The organism is Brachybacterium zhongshanense (assembly GCF_055385755.1).
In genome coordinates this window covers 3,394,606-3,410,848 of record NZ_AP043790.1, presented here as the reverse complement: position 1 = coordinate 3,410,848, position 16,243 = coordinate 3,394,606, and the positions used below count along the sequence as shown (strand labels likewise).

The 16,243-nt window shown below is 71.8% G+C and carries 14 protein-coding genes; 6 read left to right on the top strand and 8 right to left on the bottom strand.

Translation table 11 applies throughout. The features are described from left to right. Positions 1-3: 3 nt before the first annotated feature. From ACZ5AJ_RS15120 to ACZ5AJ_RS15105, 4 genes are all read right to left on the bottom strand, one after another. Entirely contained in the window at positions 4-2,286 is a 2,283-nt protein-coding gene (locus ACZ5AJ_RS15120) for a heavy metal translocating P-type ATPase (protein ID WP_464135869.1), read from the bottom strand. 142 nt (positions 2,287-2,428) lie between these two features. Further along, positions 2,429-3,643 carry an MFS transporter gene (locus tag ACZ5AJ_RS15115; RefSeq protein WP_464135868.1) on the bottom strand — a complete coding sequence of 405 codons (1,215 nt, stop codon included), beginning with the start codon at positions 3,641-3,643 and terminating at the stop codon, positions 2,429-2,431. Between the two features lie 55 nt (positions 3,644-3,698). Further along, positions 3,699-4,256 carry a YbaK/EbsC family protein gene (locus ACZ5AJ_RS15110; protein ID WP_464135867.1) on the bottom strand — a complete coding sequence of 186 codons (558 nt, stop codon included), beginning with the start codon at positions 4,254-4,256 and terminating at the stop codon, positions 3,699-3,701. A 146-nt stretch (positions 4,257-4,402) separates the two neighbouring features. After that, entirely contained in the window at positions 4,403-5,203 is an 801-nt protein-coding gene (locus ACZ5AJ_RS15105; protein ID WP_464135866.1) for a hydroxymethylpyrimidine/phosphomethylpyrimidine kinase, read from the bottom strand. 204 nt (positions 5,204-5,407) lie between these two features. Between ACZ5AJ_RS15105 and ACZ5AJ_RS15100 the strand changes: the two genes are divergently transcribed. After that, positions 5,408-6,022, top strand: a complete 615-nt coding sequence (locus ACZ5AJ_RS15100) for a GtrA family protein (RefSeq protein ID WP_464135864.1) — start codon at positions 5,408-5,410, stop codon at positions 6,020-6,022. Between the two features lie 143 nt (positions 6,023-6,165). Beyond that, a complete protein-coding gene (locus ACZ5AJ_RS15095; RefSeq protein WP_464138784.1) occupies positions 6,166-7,455 on the top strand; it encodes an aminotransferase class I/II-fold pyridoxal phosphate-dependent enzyme in 1,290 nt (429 codons plus the stop codon). Positions 7,456-7,494: 39 nt separating this feature from the next. Here the strand turns inward: ACZ5AJ_RS15095 and ACZ5AJ_RS15090 are convergent, their stop codons facing one another. Beyond that, the gene (locus tag ACZ5AJ_RS15090; protein WP_464135862.1) at positions 7,495-8,526 is read right to left on the bottom strand and encodes a hypothetical protein; all 1,032 of its coding nucleotides are present in this window, start codon (positions 8,524-8,526) and stop codon (positions 7,495-7,497) included. A gap of 176 nt (positions 8,527-8,702) precedes the next feature. Continuing rightward, on the bottom strand, positions 8,703-10,913 hold the full coding sequence (locus ACZ5AJ_RS15085; RefSeq protein WP_464135861.1) for a 3-hydroxyacyl-CoA dehydrogenase NAD-binding domain-containing protein: 2,211 nt from the start codon (positions 10,911-10,913) through the stop codon (positions 8,703-8,705). 260 nt (positions 10,914-11,173) lie between these two features. Here ACZ5AJ_RS15085 and ACZ5AJ_RS15080 point away from each other — a divergent pair, with 260 nt between their 5' ends. Next, positions 11,174-11,587 carry an SIP domain-containing protein gene (locus ACZ5AJ_RS15080; RefSeq protein WP_464135860.1) on the top strand — a complete coding sequence of 138 codons (414 nt, stop codon included), beginning with the start codon at positions 11,174-11,176 and terminating at the stop codon, positions 11,585-11,587. A 55-nt stretch (positions 11,588-11,642) separates the two neighbouring features. On the opposite strand, the gene ACZ5AJ_RS15075 is transcribed toward ACZ5AJ_RS15080, so the two are convergent. Together ACZ5AJ_RS15075 and ACZ5AJ_RS15070 are read right to left on the bottom strand one after the other, a co-directional pair. Beyond that, positions 11,643-12,491, bottom strand: a complete 849-nt coding sequence (locus ACZ5AJ_RS15075) for a hypothetical protein (RefSeq protein ID WP_464135859.1) — start codon at positions 12,489-12,491, stop codon at positions 11,643-11,645. A gap of 378 nt (positions 12,492-12,869) precedes the next feature. Continuing rightward, complete coding sequence (locus ACZ5AJ_RS15070) at positions 12,870-13,886, bottom strand: hypothetical protein (RefSeq protein WP_464135858.1); 1,017 nt, start codon at positions 13,884-13,886, stop codon at positions 12,870-12,872. A gap of 263 nt (positions 13,887-14,149) precedes the next feature. Between ACZ5AJ_RS15070 and ACZ5AJ_RS15065 the strand changes: the two genes are divergently transcribed. The 3 genes from ACZ5AJ_RS15065 to ACZ5AJ_RS15055 all read left to right on the top strand — a co-directional run bounded on the left by ACZ5AJ_RS15065 (position 14,150) and on the right by ACZ5AJ_RS15055 (position 16,190). After that, complete coding sequence (locus tag ACZ5AJ_RS15065) at positions 14,150-14,485, top strand: ArsR/SmtB family transcription factor (protein ID WP_464135857.1); 336 nt, start codon at positions 14,150-14,152, stop codon at positions 14,483-14,485. Positions 14,486-14,642: 157 nt separating this feature from the next. Beyond that, complete coding sequence (locus ACZ5AJ_RS15060; RefSeq protein ID WP_464135856.1) at positions 14,643-15,134, top strand: SRPBCC family protein; 492 nt, start codon at positions 14,643-14,645, stop codon at positions 15,132-15,134. A gap of 189 nt (positions 15,135-15,323) precedes the next feature. Beyond that, a complete protein-coding gene (locus tag ACZ5AJ_RS15055) occupies positions 15,324-16,190 on the top strand; it encodes a GNAT family N-acetyltransferase (protein WP_464135855.1) in 867 nt (288 codons plus the stop codon). Positions 16,191-16,243 lie beyond the last annotated feature (53 nt).

The following is a 16,243-nucleotide window of genomic DNA, read 5'->3' as shown; positions in this document are numbered from 1 at the left end:
CGCTCAGCGGCGGTCGTCGGGACGCCGGAGCACCGCGGCGACGCTGGCGGAGGGACTCAGGTCGATCCGGCGCAGCAGCTGGGCGTTGAGCGCGACGACGACGGTCGACGCCGACATGAGCAGCGCACCCACGGACATGGGCATGACGAACCCGATCGGCGCGAGGACTCCGGCCGCGAGCGGGACGGACACCAGGTTGTACCCGGCCGCCCACCACAGGTTCTGCCGCATCTTCCGGTACGCCGCACGGGACAGCTCGACGACGGAGAGCACCGAGCGCGGATCCGAGCTCGCGAGGACCACGCCGGCCGAGGCGATCGCGACATCGGTGCCCGCGCCGATCGCGATGCCGACGTCGGCGCGCGCGAGCGCCGGGGCGTCGTTGACGCCGTCGCCCACCATCGCGACCGTCCTCCCCTCCCCCTGCAGGGAGGCGACCGCGTGCTCCTTGTCCTCGGGTCGGACCTCGGCGAGGACCCTGTCGATCCCGAGCTCCTCGCCGACGCGGTCGGCGACGGATCGGGCGTCGCCGGTGATCATGACGACCTCGATCCCCAGCGCGTGCAGGGCGTCGATCGCTTCGCGGGACTCCTCGCGCACGGCGTCGGCGAGCTTCAGTGCGCCGATCACCTCGCCGTCCCTCAGCACGTGCAGGACGATAGCTCCCTCCGTGCGCCAGGCATCGGTCGCCCGGAGCGGCTCCGCACCGGTCTCCTCGAGCAGGCGGGGCCCGCCCACGCGGATCTCCCGCCCGTCGACCTGTGCGCTCACCCCCAGGGCGGGCGTCGAGCTGCGCTGACTCCCGGCGGGGATGCGCAGCTGCTCGGACCGTGCCCTCTCGACGATCGCTCGGGCGAGCGGGTGCTCGCTCTCTGCTTCGGCGGCCGCCGCGAGAGCCAGCACCTCGGCAGGGTCGAGCCCGGCCCCTCGCTGATGGTCGTCGGCTCCGACGACCTCGGACAGCTCGGGCTCGCCGCGGGTGAGGGTGCCGGTCTTGTCGAACAGGACCGTGTCGACGGTGCGCATCGACTCGAGCGCCAGACGGTCCGTCACGAGCACGCCCCCGCGCGCGGCGCGCTCGGTCGCGATCGCGACGACCAGCGGGATTGCGAGGCCGAGGGCATGAGGGCAGGCGATGACCAGGACGGTCACGGTGCGGACGACGGCCTCGTCGGGCATGCCGAGCAGCGACCAGACGATCACGGTGATCACGGCGGCGCCGAGGGCGAACCAGAACAGCCAGCCCGCGGCGGTGTCCGCGATCCGCTGGGCACGCGACGTGGAGTCCTGCGCCTGCGCCACCAGCCGACGGATGCCGGCGAGCGCCGTGTCCTCCCCGGTGGCGGTGACCTCGATGCGCAGGCTCGAGTCCGTGGCGACGGTGCCGGCGACGACACGGTCGCCGACGCCGCGCTCGACCGCTCGGGACTCGCCGGTCACCATCGACTCGTCGACATCGGCCCGGCCGTCGACCACGCTCCCGTCGGCGGGGATGCTGGCACCGGGCCTGACGAGCACGAGATCCCCGGCGCGCAGGTCCGCGGGATCGACGCGGACGAGCCTCTCCCCGTCATGGGCGGTCGCTCCGGCCCCCTCGTCGTCCTGCCCACCTGCTCGCCCGCCGCCGGGCCCGTCGGCCTGCTCGATGCGCTCCGCGGCATCCGGGAGCAGCGCGGCGAGGGAGTCGAGCGCGCTGGAGGTCTGCGCAAGGGATCGCATCTCGATCCAGTGCCCCAGCAGCATGATGACGATCAGCAGCGCGAGCTCCCACCAGAACTCGAGCTCATGGTCGAGCAGCCCCAGGGTCGAGCCCCAGGAGGCGAGGAGCGCCACCGTGATGCCGAGCGAGATCAGCAGCATCATCCCCGGTCGACGGGATCGGATCTCGGAGACGGCTCCGGTGAGGAACGGGCGGCCGCCCCATGCGTACATGACCGTTCCGAGCAGCGGGGCGATCCATCCGACGACGGCCGCATCCGGCAGGGAGTAGCCCAGCAGGTCCGCGAACATCGGAGAGAACCCGACCACCGGCACCGCCAGCACGAGGTTCACCCAGAACAGCTGCCGGAACCGGGCCACGTGCCCGGCATGTTCCCCATGCCCTTCATGTCCTCCGTGCCCGGCATGACCACCGTGGTCACCGTGGTCACCGTGGTCACCGTGCCCGGCATGACCGCTGTGGTCGCCATGACCGCTGTGCTCGGCGTGATCGCTGTGCTGCTCGGCATGGCCGACCTGGTCGGCGTTCGTCTCCGGGTGCCGAGAGGTGTCGTGCTCTGCATCCATGACGCCGAATCTATACCCCTCGGGGGTATATGGGAAGGGTCTGGGGTCCTCCGTCGGCGAATGCCTCCGCCCGCCGCCCCGGATCGCAGCCTCCCTCTCAGCTCCACCGCGGGAGAGGTTGCTCGCACGCCTCCGGCCGCCGTCAGCGGACGGCGTCGAGCTCCTCCTCCCGCGCCGGCTGGGAGCGGGGAGCCGTCGAGGGTGCGAGCACCGCGGCGACGAGGACCACCGCGAGCGGCACGACGAGGGCGCTGCGCAGGCCCATGTGCTCGCCGAGGAAGCCGAGCGTGGGAGGTCCGACGAGGAACGCGAGATATCCGATGGTGGAGGCGAGGGCCACGCGCGCCGCCGAGTCCTCTCCCGCCTCCCCGGAGTCCCCCGCAGCGGAGAGGGCCAGCGGGAACCCGAGCGAGGCGCCCAGTCCCCAGAGCACCACGGCCGCGACCGCCACGCCCTGATGATCCACGTAGGCGATGAGCGCCAGGCCGATCGCCGCGAAGAGAGCGCTGACCATGAGCACGCGGGACCGCCCCACCCGGGCGACGATCGGACCGCCGGCGAAGCGCCCCACGGTCATCGAGGCGGCGAAGAGCGCGAAGACGGTCGATCCCATGGTCGCGCCGAAGCCGTGGCCGTCGACCATCACCAGCGGGAGCCAGTCGTTCGCGGTGCCCTCGGCGAGCGCCATGGCGAGCACGATGCAGCCGATGAGCACCAGGCGCGTGTCCTTCCAGATCGCGGGCCGAGGGGTTCCAGCGCGCTCAGCCCGCTCCTCCGGGGAGACCAGCCCGGTGCCGGCGGGGATCGATCCCATGGCGCGCACCAGCAGGATCGCACCGACGACGGCCGTCAGCCCCAGATGCCAGAGCACGGGGACGCCGGCGGCGTTGGCGAGGATCCCCACGCCCGCCCCGATCACCGTGCCGAGGCTGAAGCAGCCGTGGAGCGCCGGCAGGAACGGCCTGCCGCCGAGCCTCTCGACCTCGGCGCCCTCGACGTTCATCGCGACCTCGCCGCCACCCATCCCGGTGCCGAACAGCATGAGCCCGAAGGCGGTGAGCAGCGGCATCCCGGCTACGGCGCCGCCCGAGATGACGGGCATGGCGATGACGATCAGCGCGGAGCCCGCCAACACCACCGGCCGGGTCCCCAGCCGCGTGACCAGCGGACCCGAGCTGAGGATTCCGATCATCGAGCCGACCGAGAGGCCGAACAGGACCAGTCCCATCCGGGCGGTGGAGGCGCCGAGGAGGTCCCGCACCGCAGGGGTTCGCGTGACCCAGGCGGACATGCTGAGCCCGGGCAGGAGGAACAGGGCGCAGAGCGCCCAGCGGCGCGCGCTCAGGGAGGTGGGCACGAGGACTCCTGAGGAGGCGGAGAGGGAAGGCGGACGCGGGGCGCGCCGACTCGCCTCAGAGCGTCAGCGGAAGCACTTCCGCACCGGGGAGGGCGGCGAGCTCCGCGCCGGGGGCGAGGATCTTGGAGGTGCGCACACCGCCCCCGATGAGCACCTCGTCGAGGGCCGCGACAGCGGGGTCGATGAGGATCCTCCAGCTGTCCGGGAGGCCGACGGGGGTGACGCCGCCGCTGGTCATCCCGGTCAGCTCCTCGGTGAGGTCCGTGGGGGCGAAGGACAGCCTGCTCGCCCCGAGGTGCTTCTTCACGGTGCGGTTGACGTCGGCCCGATCGCTCGCGCGCACGAGCACGGCGGCGAGGATGTCCTCCCCTCCGCCGCGCCCCTTGACGATGACGCAGTTCGCGGTGGCCGTCTGGTCCACGCCGTAGGCGGCGCAGAAGGCGGCGGTGTCCGCGAGATGGTCCTCGACCGGGGCGACCCGGGCGCTCGGCACCGCTCCCGCGCGGACGGCGGCGGCGGTCGACGGCGCGACCAGGTCGAGGGCCTCCGGGAGCGGGGTCCAGGTCAGCGGGAGGGGCAGTTCGTTCTCTTCTGTCTCTTCCTTCTCGGACATGGCCCCACGGTAGGAGCGGATGCGGGTGCACGCGACGGCGCGAGAGGGGCCGGAGCGCCGTCGGGCGGGCCGACGCTCTCCGTGGCTCGGGGACCGGGCGACGTGCCCGTCCGCGGGACCGGGCTCAGCCGTCGCAGCGCCCGAGCTCAGCCCTTGTACGCGCCCTGATAGACGGCCTCGAAGGGGGCATGACCGCCCTGGCGATGCTCGATCGAGCTGGTGACGACAGCCTTCGCGGTCTTCGCGGCCTCGAGCGGGGTGGCCCCCTTGGCGAGCTCGGCGGTGACCGCGGCGGCGAGGGTGCAGCCGGCGCCGGAGACGCGCTCCTGCCCGATCTTGGGGCTGCGCAGCTCCACGACCTGCTCGCCGTCGTAGAAGACGTCGACCGCGTCCTCTCCGGGCAGCACGACGCCGCCCTTGGCGAGCACGACGACGTCGTAGGTCTCATGGATGCGCTTCGCGGCCTCGACGAGGTCCTCGACCGTCTCGACCGACTCCATCCCGGACAGGGCCAGGGTCTCGAAGTGGTTGGGCGTCACGAAGGTCGCCAGCGGCAGGATCTTCTCCTTGAGCGCGTTGTCCGTGTCGAGGGCCGCGCCGGGCTCCTGGCCCTTGCAGATCAGCACCGGGTCGAGCACGACGTTCGTGAACGCGCGCTCCGCCAGGGAGGCGGCGACGGCGTCGATCGTGGCGGGCGTGCCTAGCATGCCGATCTTGACGGTGTCGATGTCGTGGACGGCGGTGGTCGCCTCGATCTGGTCGCGGATCACCTGCGGGTCCACCGGCACGAACCGATGAGCCCAGTCGTTGCTCGGGTCGAAGGACACGATGCAGGTCAGGGCTGCGGTGCCGAAGGTGCCGAGCTGATGGAAGGTCTTCAGATCGGTCTGCGCGCCGGCGCCTCCGGTGGCCTCGGATCCGGCGATGGCGAGAGCGACATGGGTCATGGGAAGGGTTCCTCCGTGATGATCGTGCTGGTGGTCGGCACGGGCCCGGCCGACGGGGCGGGGTCTGCGACCTCGACCGCGCGCTCCCAGGGCACCGTCCTCCCGGTCCCGTCGCAGCGGTCTCGCCGTGCGCTCCCAGGACCCGCCGTGGGGTCCGTCGCAACGGCCAGGGACCACGATATCGCCTCCGGTACAGTGCCGAGCGTGCTGTCGAGACCAGCGGACCCCTCCGCGCAGACCCGTCCCCCGTCCGCGGTGGACGAGCGCTCGGACGGCCGCGCGGACGGCCGCAGGGACGGCCGCGGGACCGATGCCACATCCGATGTCCGGTCCGGCACCCGCTCCTCGACCGAGCGTCTGCGCTCCTGGCTGCTCGCGCTCGTGCGCGAGCACCTGGGCTCCTCGCTGAAGTTCCTGGCCGTCGGCGGGATCGTCTTCTTCCTGGACGCGGCGATGTACAACGCGCTGGTGTTCTGGAGCCCCGGCGAGGGCTGGGGCCACGGGATCATGCACGGCCATCCGCTGGTCGCGAAGACGATCTCCATCGCGATCGCCTCCTGCCTGACCTATCTGGGCAACCGGCTGTGGACCTTCAGCGACCGGCCCGCCCCGGACACCGGTCGCTCGATCAGCGCGTTCATCCTCGTGAACATCATCGCCACGCTCCTGCAGCTGGCGTGCCTGGGCTTCTCCCGCTACGTGCTGGGCCTGGACTCGCCGCTCGCGGACAACATCTCCGGCACCCTGATCGGCCAGATCGTCTCGACCTCGTTCCGCTACGTCACCTACGGACGCTTCGTCTTCCCGCGCGAACGCTGAGGCATCGGCATGCGCGGCTCTGCCAGACTCGGCGCATGACCCCCACCACCCCGGATCTCCCCGTGCCGGACTCCACCGACCCGTCGTCGGCCGCCCCGTCGTCGGCCGACCCGGCGACTGCACCGTCGTCGCTCGGCCCCTGGATGCGGGCCGCCCGGGCCGCCGGGCTCCTCGTCGGCCCGCAGGCCGGCGCGACACCCACGCAGACCGATACGACGGCTCCGCAGGCTCGTCCGACGATCTTCGCCCGCACGTCGGCCCGGGCGGCTCAGCTGGGGGCGCTGAACCTCGGGCAGGGCTTCCCCGACACCCATCCGCCCGCGGTGGTGGCGGAGGCCGCGGTCGCCGCGATCCGGAAGGGCCGCAACCAGTACCCGCCGGGGGCGGGCGAGGCGGTGCTGCGCGAGGCGATCGTCGAGCATCAGCGCAGCTGGTACGGACTGGAGTGGGACGCCGCACGCGAGGTGCTGGTGACCACGGGGGCGACGGAGGCCCTGGCCGCGACGATCCTGGCGCTCGTCGAACCGGGGGAAGAGGTCGTCACGCTCGAGCCCTTCTACGACCAGTACGCGGCGATGATCGCCCTGGCCGGAGGTGTGCACCGGACCGTCCCCATCACCTCCGCCACCACCGCCCGGAGCACCTCCGCACCGGAAGATGCCGGCACGGGCGACCTGCTGCTCTCGGTCGAGATCGAGCGGCTGCGCGCGGCGATCACCGACCGCACCCGCCTGATCCTGGTCAACACCCCGCACAATCCGACCGGCATCATGCTCCCGGACGAGGTGCTCGAGGCCGTGGTCGAGGAGGCTGTCGCGCACGACGCCGTGATCGTCACCGACGAGGTCTACGAGCATCTCGCCTACGACGCCCCGCATCGCCCGCCGGCGACGTTCCCGGGGGCGCAGGACCGCACGGTCTCGATCTCCTCGGCGGGCAAGACGATGTCGGTGACCGGCTGGAAGATCGGCTGGGTGACCGCCCGCGCGGAGCTGATCACCGCGATCACCGGGGTCAAGCAGTGGCTGACCTACGCCTCGGGGGCTCCCTTCCAGGGGGCGGTCGCAGCGGGCCTGCGCATGGATGCCTCCGCCTTCGCCGCGATCGCCGAGGACCTGCGCGGCCGCCGGGACCTGCTGGTCGACGGACTGCGCTCGGTGGGCTTCCGGGTGTCCGTTCCCGCCTCGGGCTACTTCGTGGTCGCCGACGGAACGCCGCTCGGCGAGGCCGACGCCGAGGCGCTCTGCGATCGCCTGCCCGAGGAGGCCGGCGTGGTCGCGATCCCCCTGAGCGCCTTCTACCGGCAGGGCGCCGCAGCGGACGCACCCGGCGGCGACGCCCGCCCCCACCTGCGCTTCGCGTTCTGCAAGGACGCCGACACGATCGAGCAGGCGATCGAGCGCCTCGACGTCTGGGCGGCCCCGCGCCGCTGAGCACCGCGGGCCGACGTCGCGTCGGCCCGCGGTCCCGGTTCAGCTGGCGGCGACCCAGGTCTCCTCGCCGTAGAAGTCCCACAGCGCGGAGACCGTGAACATGCCGCTCTCCACCTGGTCCGCAGGGATGGCGATCGCCTCGTTGTAGGTCACCGTGCCGCCGTCGTAGACCTCGTCCCAGTACTGGTCGGAGTCGGGAGCGACCAGCGACGAGTACGAGTACACGTTGCCGTTGGAGCCGACGTACTCGAGGCTCAGGTCGAAGCCGGGGGTCGCGCTGTCATCGCCGTGGTAGACGACGGTGACGGGGACGAGGATGTAGACCTCGCCGTCGGCGGGCTCCTCGTTGAAGGAGTTCTCGGCCAGGATCGCGTCGGCCGCGTCCCAATCCACCTCGCCGAGGGTCACGTCGAAGGTGCCGCCCTCGCCGTCGTCGAGCGAGAAGGTCTCACCGAGCGCGTAGGGGTCATCCCGGGTGCCTCCTCCGGTGGCGCCCGTCTCCCCGCCCTCCGTGGTCTCCTCCTCGGTGGTCTCCTCCTCGGTGGTCTCCTCCTCGGTGGTGACCTCCTCGGTCGTCTCCTCCTCGGTGGTGACCTCCTCCGTGGTCTCCTCCTCCGTGGTGACCTCTTCGGTGGTGGGCGCGGTGGTCTCCTCGCCGCCGCCTCCGTCGCGCGTGAACAGGTAGATGCCGCCGCCGACGACGATCAGCAGCAGTGCGAGGATCGCGCAGCCCGCGCACACGAAGATCGCGATCTTCTTGTTGTCGCGCGGGGGCTGGGCACCGAACTGCTCCGTCGCCGGAGCACCGTAGTCACCCCCGTACGACGGCGACCCCTGGCCGGCGAAGCCGTCCTGTCCGTGGGCGCTGGAGGGCGTTCCGAAGCTCTGCTGACCGTACGCGTCGGTCGACTGCTGGCCATAGGCGTCGCCCTGGCCGTAGCCCTGCTGTCCGTACGCGTCGGTCGGCTGCTGGCCGTAGTCGCCGCCCTGCTGGCCGTACCCGTCGTTCGGCTGCTGGCTGTATCCGTCGGAGCCCTGCTGGCCCCATCCGTTCTGCGGTGGCTGTGACATCTTCTCGCCGACGCCGTCGACCGGCGTCGCCCCCTTCTCCCGTGCAACGTGACAACGTCGGACACGTCCGACGTCCCACATGGTACGGGTCGGAGACCCCGCTCACAGCCCCTCCCGCATCGCAGTCAGGTCACGAGGAGACGGGCGCGGCCCCGGCGCCGACGGTCGGTCCGGGCTCAGGAGCGGGCGAACAGCTGCCCGTGGAACCGTCTCCCGGCCCCTCGCTCGGACGCCCCGGACTGGTCCAGGTACGGGGTGACACCGCCCCGATGCCGCGGGAATCCGGCACCGAGCACGAGAGCGAGGTCGATCTGCTCGGGCCGTTCGACGACCCCCTCGTCGAGCATCAGGGCGATCTCCTCGGCGAGCCCGTCGAGGACCTTCTCCAGGAGCGCCTCGCCGACGGGCGCCGACGTCCCTGCTGGGCCCGGCTCGCCGGCTGCGGCCGACGTCCCCGCTGCCGCGAAGGTCTCGGCGACCGCCGGGGAGACCGGCTGGTGCACGGCGCCGCGGACCCTGTCGGTGAAGCGGCGCCCGCCCTCCGCCATGGCATGCAGGCCGGGCGAGGCGTGGAAGCGATCGCCGAGCTCCTCGGAGAGGACGACGCCCACGTGATCGGCCACTGCGAGGCCCACCAGGTCCAGAAGCTCGAAGGGGCGCATGGGCATGCCCAGCGGGTCCAGGGAGGCATCGACCTCGGCGGGGTCCGCGCCCGCGTCGACGGAGGCCAGCACCGCACCGAGGACGCGGAACAGCAGGCGGTTGACGACGAAGCCGGGGGCGTCGGCGCAGCGGACCGCGAACTTCCGCAGACGACGCACGACCTCGAGGCCGGTGGCGAGGGTCGCCTCGTCGGTCGCATCGGTGTGGATCACCTCGACCAGCGGCATCTTCGCGACAGGGTTGAAGAAGTGCAGGCCGATCACGCGCTCCGGATGGGAGAGGCCCTCGGCCATCGCCGCGACCGACAGCGAGGAGGTGTTGGTGACCAGCAGGGCGTCCTCGTCGAGGACGCCCTCGAGCTCGGTGAACACCGAGCGCTTGATCGAGAGCACCTCGGGGACGGCCTCGAGCACGAGGTCGCAGCCGGCGAGATCGGCGACGTCGGTGGTGACCGACAGCGCCCCGGCGATCGCCGACGCCGTCTCCTCGTCGAGCAGCCCCCGGCCCGCGGCCTCCGCGATCACCTCGCGGGCATGGGCGAGGCCCTTGGCGGCGATATCGGCGTCGAGGTCGCGCATGACCACGGGGACCTGCAGACCCAGCGCCAGCTGGGCGGCGATCTGGGAGGCCATCAGGCCCGCACCGGCGACGCCGACGCGACGGATCTCGCGCGCCCCCTCGACGGGGCGGCGGCCGGGCCTGCCGCGGCGGAGCAGCTCGGCGGCGTAGAGCGAGGCCGGAGCCGCGGGGCTCGCCAGCAGGTCGACGAGCGCCTCGGCCTCCCGGGAGAGCGCGTCCTCGAGGGAGGACCCGGGCAGCTTCTGCAGCAGATCGGCGGCGCGCGCCACGGCGGGCGCGCCCTGGCTCTCGAGGCGCGCGGCCCAGGTCCGGCGGGTCTCCGCCGAGCCGTGGGCGGCGTCGAGGGCATCGGTCAGCGCCTCGGCCTCCGGGGTGTCGGCCGCGGGGATCGGATCGGTGCGACCGCGCCAGGCGATGCTCTCCGCGGAGCCGACGGACGGGGCCGCCTCAGCAGGAGCCTCCTCCTCGCCGTCGTCGACGTGAGCGGCGACCACGGCGGCGAACTCGTCGAGCGCGGCCCCGAGGTCGTCGGCGAGAGCGTCGACGAGTCCGATCTCGAGCGCCTGCTCGGCCTTCAGCTGCCTGTCCCGGGCGGGGTCCTCGAGGATCATCCGCACGGCGTCCTCCGCGCCGACGACGGACTGCAGCAGCGTGGTGCCGCCCCAGCCGGGGAGGATGCCGAGGCTGGTCTCGGGGACGCCGATGCCGCGCGCGCCGGGCGCGGCGGTGCGGACGTCGGCCATGAGCGCGACCTCGAGACCTCCCCCGAGGGTCGCGCCGTTGAGGTGGGCGAGGATCGGCACCGGACTGCGGCGGACACGGATCTGCAGGTCGTGGGTCAGACGGGTCATCTCGCCGATGTCCGCGACGGCCGCCGGGTCGGAGAACATCGACAGATCCGCGCCGGCCAGGAACACGCGGCCCGCACCGGTCAGGGCGATCGCGCGGACCTCCCCCGCCTCGGCGCGGTCCAGCGCCGCCCCGATGGAGCCGGTGACGGCGTCGATCGAGCGGGGGCCGAGGGTCGTCGGACGCTTCTCCTCGCCCTCCGGCGGGGCGAAGGTCAGCACCGCGACCCTTCCGAGCGCGGGATGGTCGACGTCCTCCGTGAGGACGCGGGTGATGTGCTCGGTGTAGCTGGTCATCGGATGCCTTCCGGGATCTCGTCGTCGAGCTGGCGGCCCCGCGGGGTCCGACCGATGACGGCGTCCCCGCCGCCCGTCGGCCGCAGAATGCCTGATACCGCGGGTTTCAGGTAGAGCATGCCCCAGCCCGCGCGGCGGTGTCCACTCGCGAGGAGCGGGATGAAGTCGTCCGCATCTCATCACTTAGGGCAGCCTTGCCTGAATCGAATGCGCGCCCCTGCGGTAGCGACCAACCTCTACTCCATCGTGCAAGGAATGACGTGCTGAACCATCACGAGCGGTTTCTCCTGATCGGCGACGAGAGCGACCTGCCGCACCTCCGCGCCATGATGGACGGCTTCCCGAACTATGCCGAGGGGAACCTCTACATCGAGGTCTCCGGCTCCCGATCCCCGCTGATGTGCACGCCGCCGGGAATCTCGGTGAGCCTGCTGCGCCGCCAGCCCGATGACCCCCGTCTGCCCGGCGCGCGCGCCTGCGCCGCCCTCGAGTCCTGGGTCGGCGAATGGGTTCACGGCGATCACGAGCGCCGCGAGCACCACACCATCTGGGTGGGCATGCCGGGCAACCCGCTGGTCGAGCAGATGTGCAACGCCCTGCTGCATCGCTGTGCGGAGCTGCACCTGCACCGCCCCTGCACGGGGCACTGCCAGGACACCTCGCAGGCCGGCTGACCCCGACTCCTCCCCACCGTCCCGGGACCGGCTCCGCCCCGGGGTCGGCTCCGGTTCAGCCCGCGGTGCCGTAGTAGAGGGTGTCCCCCGACGCCGCGGAGACCGCGAGCACCAGCTCGTCAACCTCGTCCTCGGGCACCAGGACGGCGGCGCGCAGCGTCACGCTGTCCCCGTCGGAGAGCGCATCGCTCACCATGAGCGGGTCGGGGACCAGCCCGGGAGCGACGTCGGAGTAGTAGCTCAGCGGCGTCTCCCCGGCGACCCACAGCTCGTAGGCGGGCTCGAACGATCCCGGCCCCGAGTAGTCGACGTCGGCTGTCAGCACGACCAGCTCGTACCCGTCCTGCAGGACGTCCGCCCCCTCGGAACCCGGCAGCGCGGATCCGATCTCGAGAGCGGTCGCCCGCACGGTCACGTCACCGCCGTCCCAGGTCTCCCAGGTGAAGGAGTGCTCGCCGACCGTCGCCGGGGACTCGTAGCCTCCCGTCCCGTCCTCGACCGCCTGGCCGGTCTCATCGGTGACGACGCCGGGAGCGTAGCCGGAGAGGTCGTCGTAGACGATCGGGTCCGTTCCGCTGTCGGGCGTCGGCCGGGTCGCGAGCCAGCCCACCACGCCCACCGTCGCCACGGCGAGTGCAGCGCACGCCAGCACGACGATCACACCGACGACGATCGCACCCACCGCCCATCCGGGCATCCCCCGCCGAGCGGCCGTTGCTCCCTCAGGTCCGATCGGCAGCGCCTCGACCGGCACTGCGCCCGGACCCGGACCGGCCGCCCCCTGCAGCGTCCCGTGGGCCGCCTCGGGCGCCGGCGCCGGATCCGACACCAGCACGGGATCCATCACGGGATCCGAGGACGCCGGATCCCAGTTGTACTGCTCCGGCGGACGCTGCATGCTCATGAGCGGATCCTAGAGCCGGAATTCCCGCGCGACCAGGGAGGAAGGCGCCAGAAAGCTATCGAGATCGACTCGTGATCGGCTAGTGACCGGCTCGGAATCAGCCCGAGATCTGTCCGGGAGCACCTCGAGAGGACCATGCGTCCGCGCCATGCACCGGATACCAGGCACCGGACGCCGCACGCGGGACGTCGAACGCCGACCGCCTCACGCGATGCATCCCGGGACTCCCCCGTCCCGGGATGCATCGCCCCCCGATCCCCTTCTTCTCACCCCGGCTCCAGCTCCCGCTCCACCAGCAGCTCCGACCATGCCGCCCCACCGGTGCCGGGTGGCCGCGAGGCCCGTGCCGCCGCCGCTCGTGAAGCGGCCGTCAGAGCGTCACTCCTCCGGCAGCATCGAGAAGAGGTAGTCGATGCTGTCGGACTGCTTCACGGACGGCCCCTGCGCGGTCGCGTACCACGTGCCGTCCGCCGCGCCGTCGGGCGTCCCGGTGACGGTGCAGACGGCATGCTCGCCCTGGTCGAGGACCTCGCAGTCGGCCTCGGGATCGCCGGGGATGTCCCCGTCAGCCTGGTCGGACATCATGATCGCGTTGATCGCTCCCCGCTCGAGGTCGTCCTGGACGACCGACGAGGCATCCTGTCCGGCGATGGGCTCGAGCACGATCGGGACGCCGGCCGGCACCGCGAAGCCGGTGTCCACGTCGTATCCGACCGAATAGATCAGCGACGAGCTCCCGAAGGCGCCGGGCACGAGTCGGACGGTCACGTCCAGCTGCTTCCCTTCGCCCTGGCCGTCATATTCCGTGCCGGTGTAGACGCAGGTCGCGGCCTCACCGTCGAGAACCGCGGTGCCCGAGCATCGGGCGTCGGTGCTACCGAAGTACTCCTGGCCCTGGATGTCGAGGGCGCCCATCTCGGTCGCCTCCCCGTGGTCGTACAGGTGCTGCTGGGCGAAGAAGTGGAAGCCCTCACCCGCATCGAAGCCCTCTGCGGAGACGGTTCCGGCCCAGCTGTCGGGGAGCACGAACTCAGCATCGCCCCCGTCGCCGTCGTCCCCGTCATCTCCCTCGTCGCTGCCGTCTCCGTCGTCGGAGCCGCCAGTGCCGTCGTCGTCTCCGTCATCGGAACCGCCGGAGCCGTCATCGGTGCTGCCGCCCGAACCATCGTCGTCGGAGCCGGCATCGTCTGCGCCGCCGCCGGAACCGTCATCGTCAGTGCCGGCATCGTCGGAGCCGCCGTCGCTCTGAGAGACATCGGCGCCGGTCCCGCCGGAGCCGCTCTCCTCGGTGTCGCCTCCCGCGCCGGAAGCGCCGCAGCCGGCGGCCAGCAGCGCTGTCGCGGCGAGCGCGACGAGCTTCGCGGAGCGTCTGGTGGTGATGGTGGTGGTACGCATGGAACTGCCTTCCCCCTGGGATTCGCCCTCTCGGCGCCTATGCCGCGGGCGTGCTCGCCGAGCCGGTGAGCACGCGCAGGACTTTACGACCCCTTGACCTTCGTGAGCAACACTCTTTACAACTCATGCACAAGCTACCCGGCAGTCGGGTCGAATGCCGACGGATCGGAGCGGCCGAGGATCACCGCCCACCTGCTCTCGACCACGCCCTTGCGGCCCTGCACCCGTGACAACAGGCAACCATACGGTTGCAGATTGGCGTCGTGCTCGAGATCGACGACGACCGTGCCGACGCATGGTTCCGCGCCCTGTCCGATCGCACCCGTCGGGACATCCTGCGCCGGGTGCTCGAGGAGGAGCATTCGGTCTCCGAGCTGGCACGTCATTACGACATGAGCATCACGGCGGTGCAGAAGCACGTCGCAGTGCTCGAACGCTCGGGCCTGATCACCCGGCGCCGTCAGGGCAGGGAGACCCGTGCCCGCGCCGACGCCGCGGAGCTGAGGTCCGTGTCCGCCCTCCTCACCGAACTCGAGTCCCTCTGGGCCCAGCGCATCGACCGCATCGATGATCTCGTCGCCGAGAGACCCGAGCCCTGATCCCACTCTCCCCTTCTCTCCTCTCCCCCTCTCGATGACGACGCCGACGGCACCGACGACATCGCTGTCCCAGGTCCCTCCGCCGCCACCGATCTCCCCGCCTCCCGCGTGAGCGTCCTCCCTCGCACGATCACGCGGCCACCCCCAGGAGCGCACCATGCCCGTCACCGACATCAGCCACGATCTGGAGTCCTTCACCCTCACCATCACGGCCCGGTTCGCAGCACCCGTGCAGCGGATCTGGGAGGTCTACGCCGACCCGCGCCAGCTGGAGAGAGTGTGGGGTCCTCCCGAGTACCCGGCGACCGTGGTCGATCATGACCTGAGCGCCGGCGGACGCATCACCTACTTCATGACCGGCCCCGAGGGCGACCGCCACTTCGGCTACATGGACATCCTCAAGACCGACGAGCCCTCCTTCTTCCGCTACCGCGACGGGTTCGCGACCGAGGACTTCGCCCCCGATCCGTCGCTCCCGACGGCCGAGTCGACCAGCACCTTCAGCCCTGATGGGACCGACGGGCAGGGCACCCTCGCGGTCTACGTGACCTCGTACGACTCCCGCGAAGCACTGCAGACGGTGCTCGACATGGGTGTCGAGGAGGGCTCGCGCACGGCGATCGACCAGATCGACGGCCTCATCGCCTGAGGTCCTCAGCAGATCCCGAGCCCGTCCGCCGGTGACGAGCTCCGCTGCGCACCTCCTGCTGTGAGGAACGGGGCCAGCGCACGGGATTCGGAGGGGTCGGCCCGGCATGCTCCGAGGGGAGGACCCCGCCGTCCGACGGGGCCGCGTAAGGTGGAGGAGGCTCTGAACGCCGGGAAGGACTCGTCATCGATGACCGCCATCGGATCACCGCGATCCACAGGCCCTCTCTCCGCCCTCTCCCCTGCATCCGGTCCTCTGCCGCCCGGCGGCGCGCCGGATCCCCTGCCTCCACCCACGACTGCACCCGGTCCCACGGCCGCACCCGAGCTGCCTCCCGATCCCTCGACCGCGCCGCCCTTCGACGCCGCGTGGGCTGAGGACGCCGTGCTCGACAACCCCGTATGGTCCGCGCTGACCGGCGCCCATGCCCATCTCGCGATCGGCGGCGATCTGGTGCTCCGCTACCCCGAGGACGTGTCGCCGTTCGTCGGTGTCAGGGACTGGGACCACCCGGACCTGTGGGAGGCGATGCTCGACCTCTTCGGTCCGGACGCCCAGGTGAGCATCTCCCACACCGACCGCGAGCCCCCGTCGGACTGGCCCTGGGTCTTCCGCATCCCCGGGGTGCAGCTGGTCGCGACGGAGCATCTGTTCGCCTCGCCCGATCCGGAGGCGATCGAGCTCGGTGAGGTGGACGTGCCGGAGATGCTCTCGCTGGCCGAGCGCACCCAGCCGGGCCCGTTCCTGCCTCGCACCCATGAGCTGGGCCGCTTTGCGGGCATCCGACGGGAGGGTCGCCTGGTGGCGATGGCGGGCGAGCGCCTGCATCCCGATGGATGGACCGAGATCAGCGCGGTCTGCGTGGATCCCGAGCACCGTCGGCGGGGCCTCGCCTCGCGGATCGTCCTCGATGTCGCCTTCGGCATCCTGCAGAGGGGAGACCGTCCGATGCTCCATGCCTCCGCGTCGAACGTCGGAGCCATCCGGGCCTACGAGAAGCTCGGGTTCGCGCTTCGCCGCGAGCTGGTGTTCGGGGCGGTGCGCACACCCTCCTGAGCGCGCTGCACAGGCCTGACGCACGGGTCTGCTGCACGGTCCCGGAGCACGAG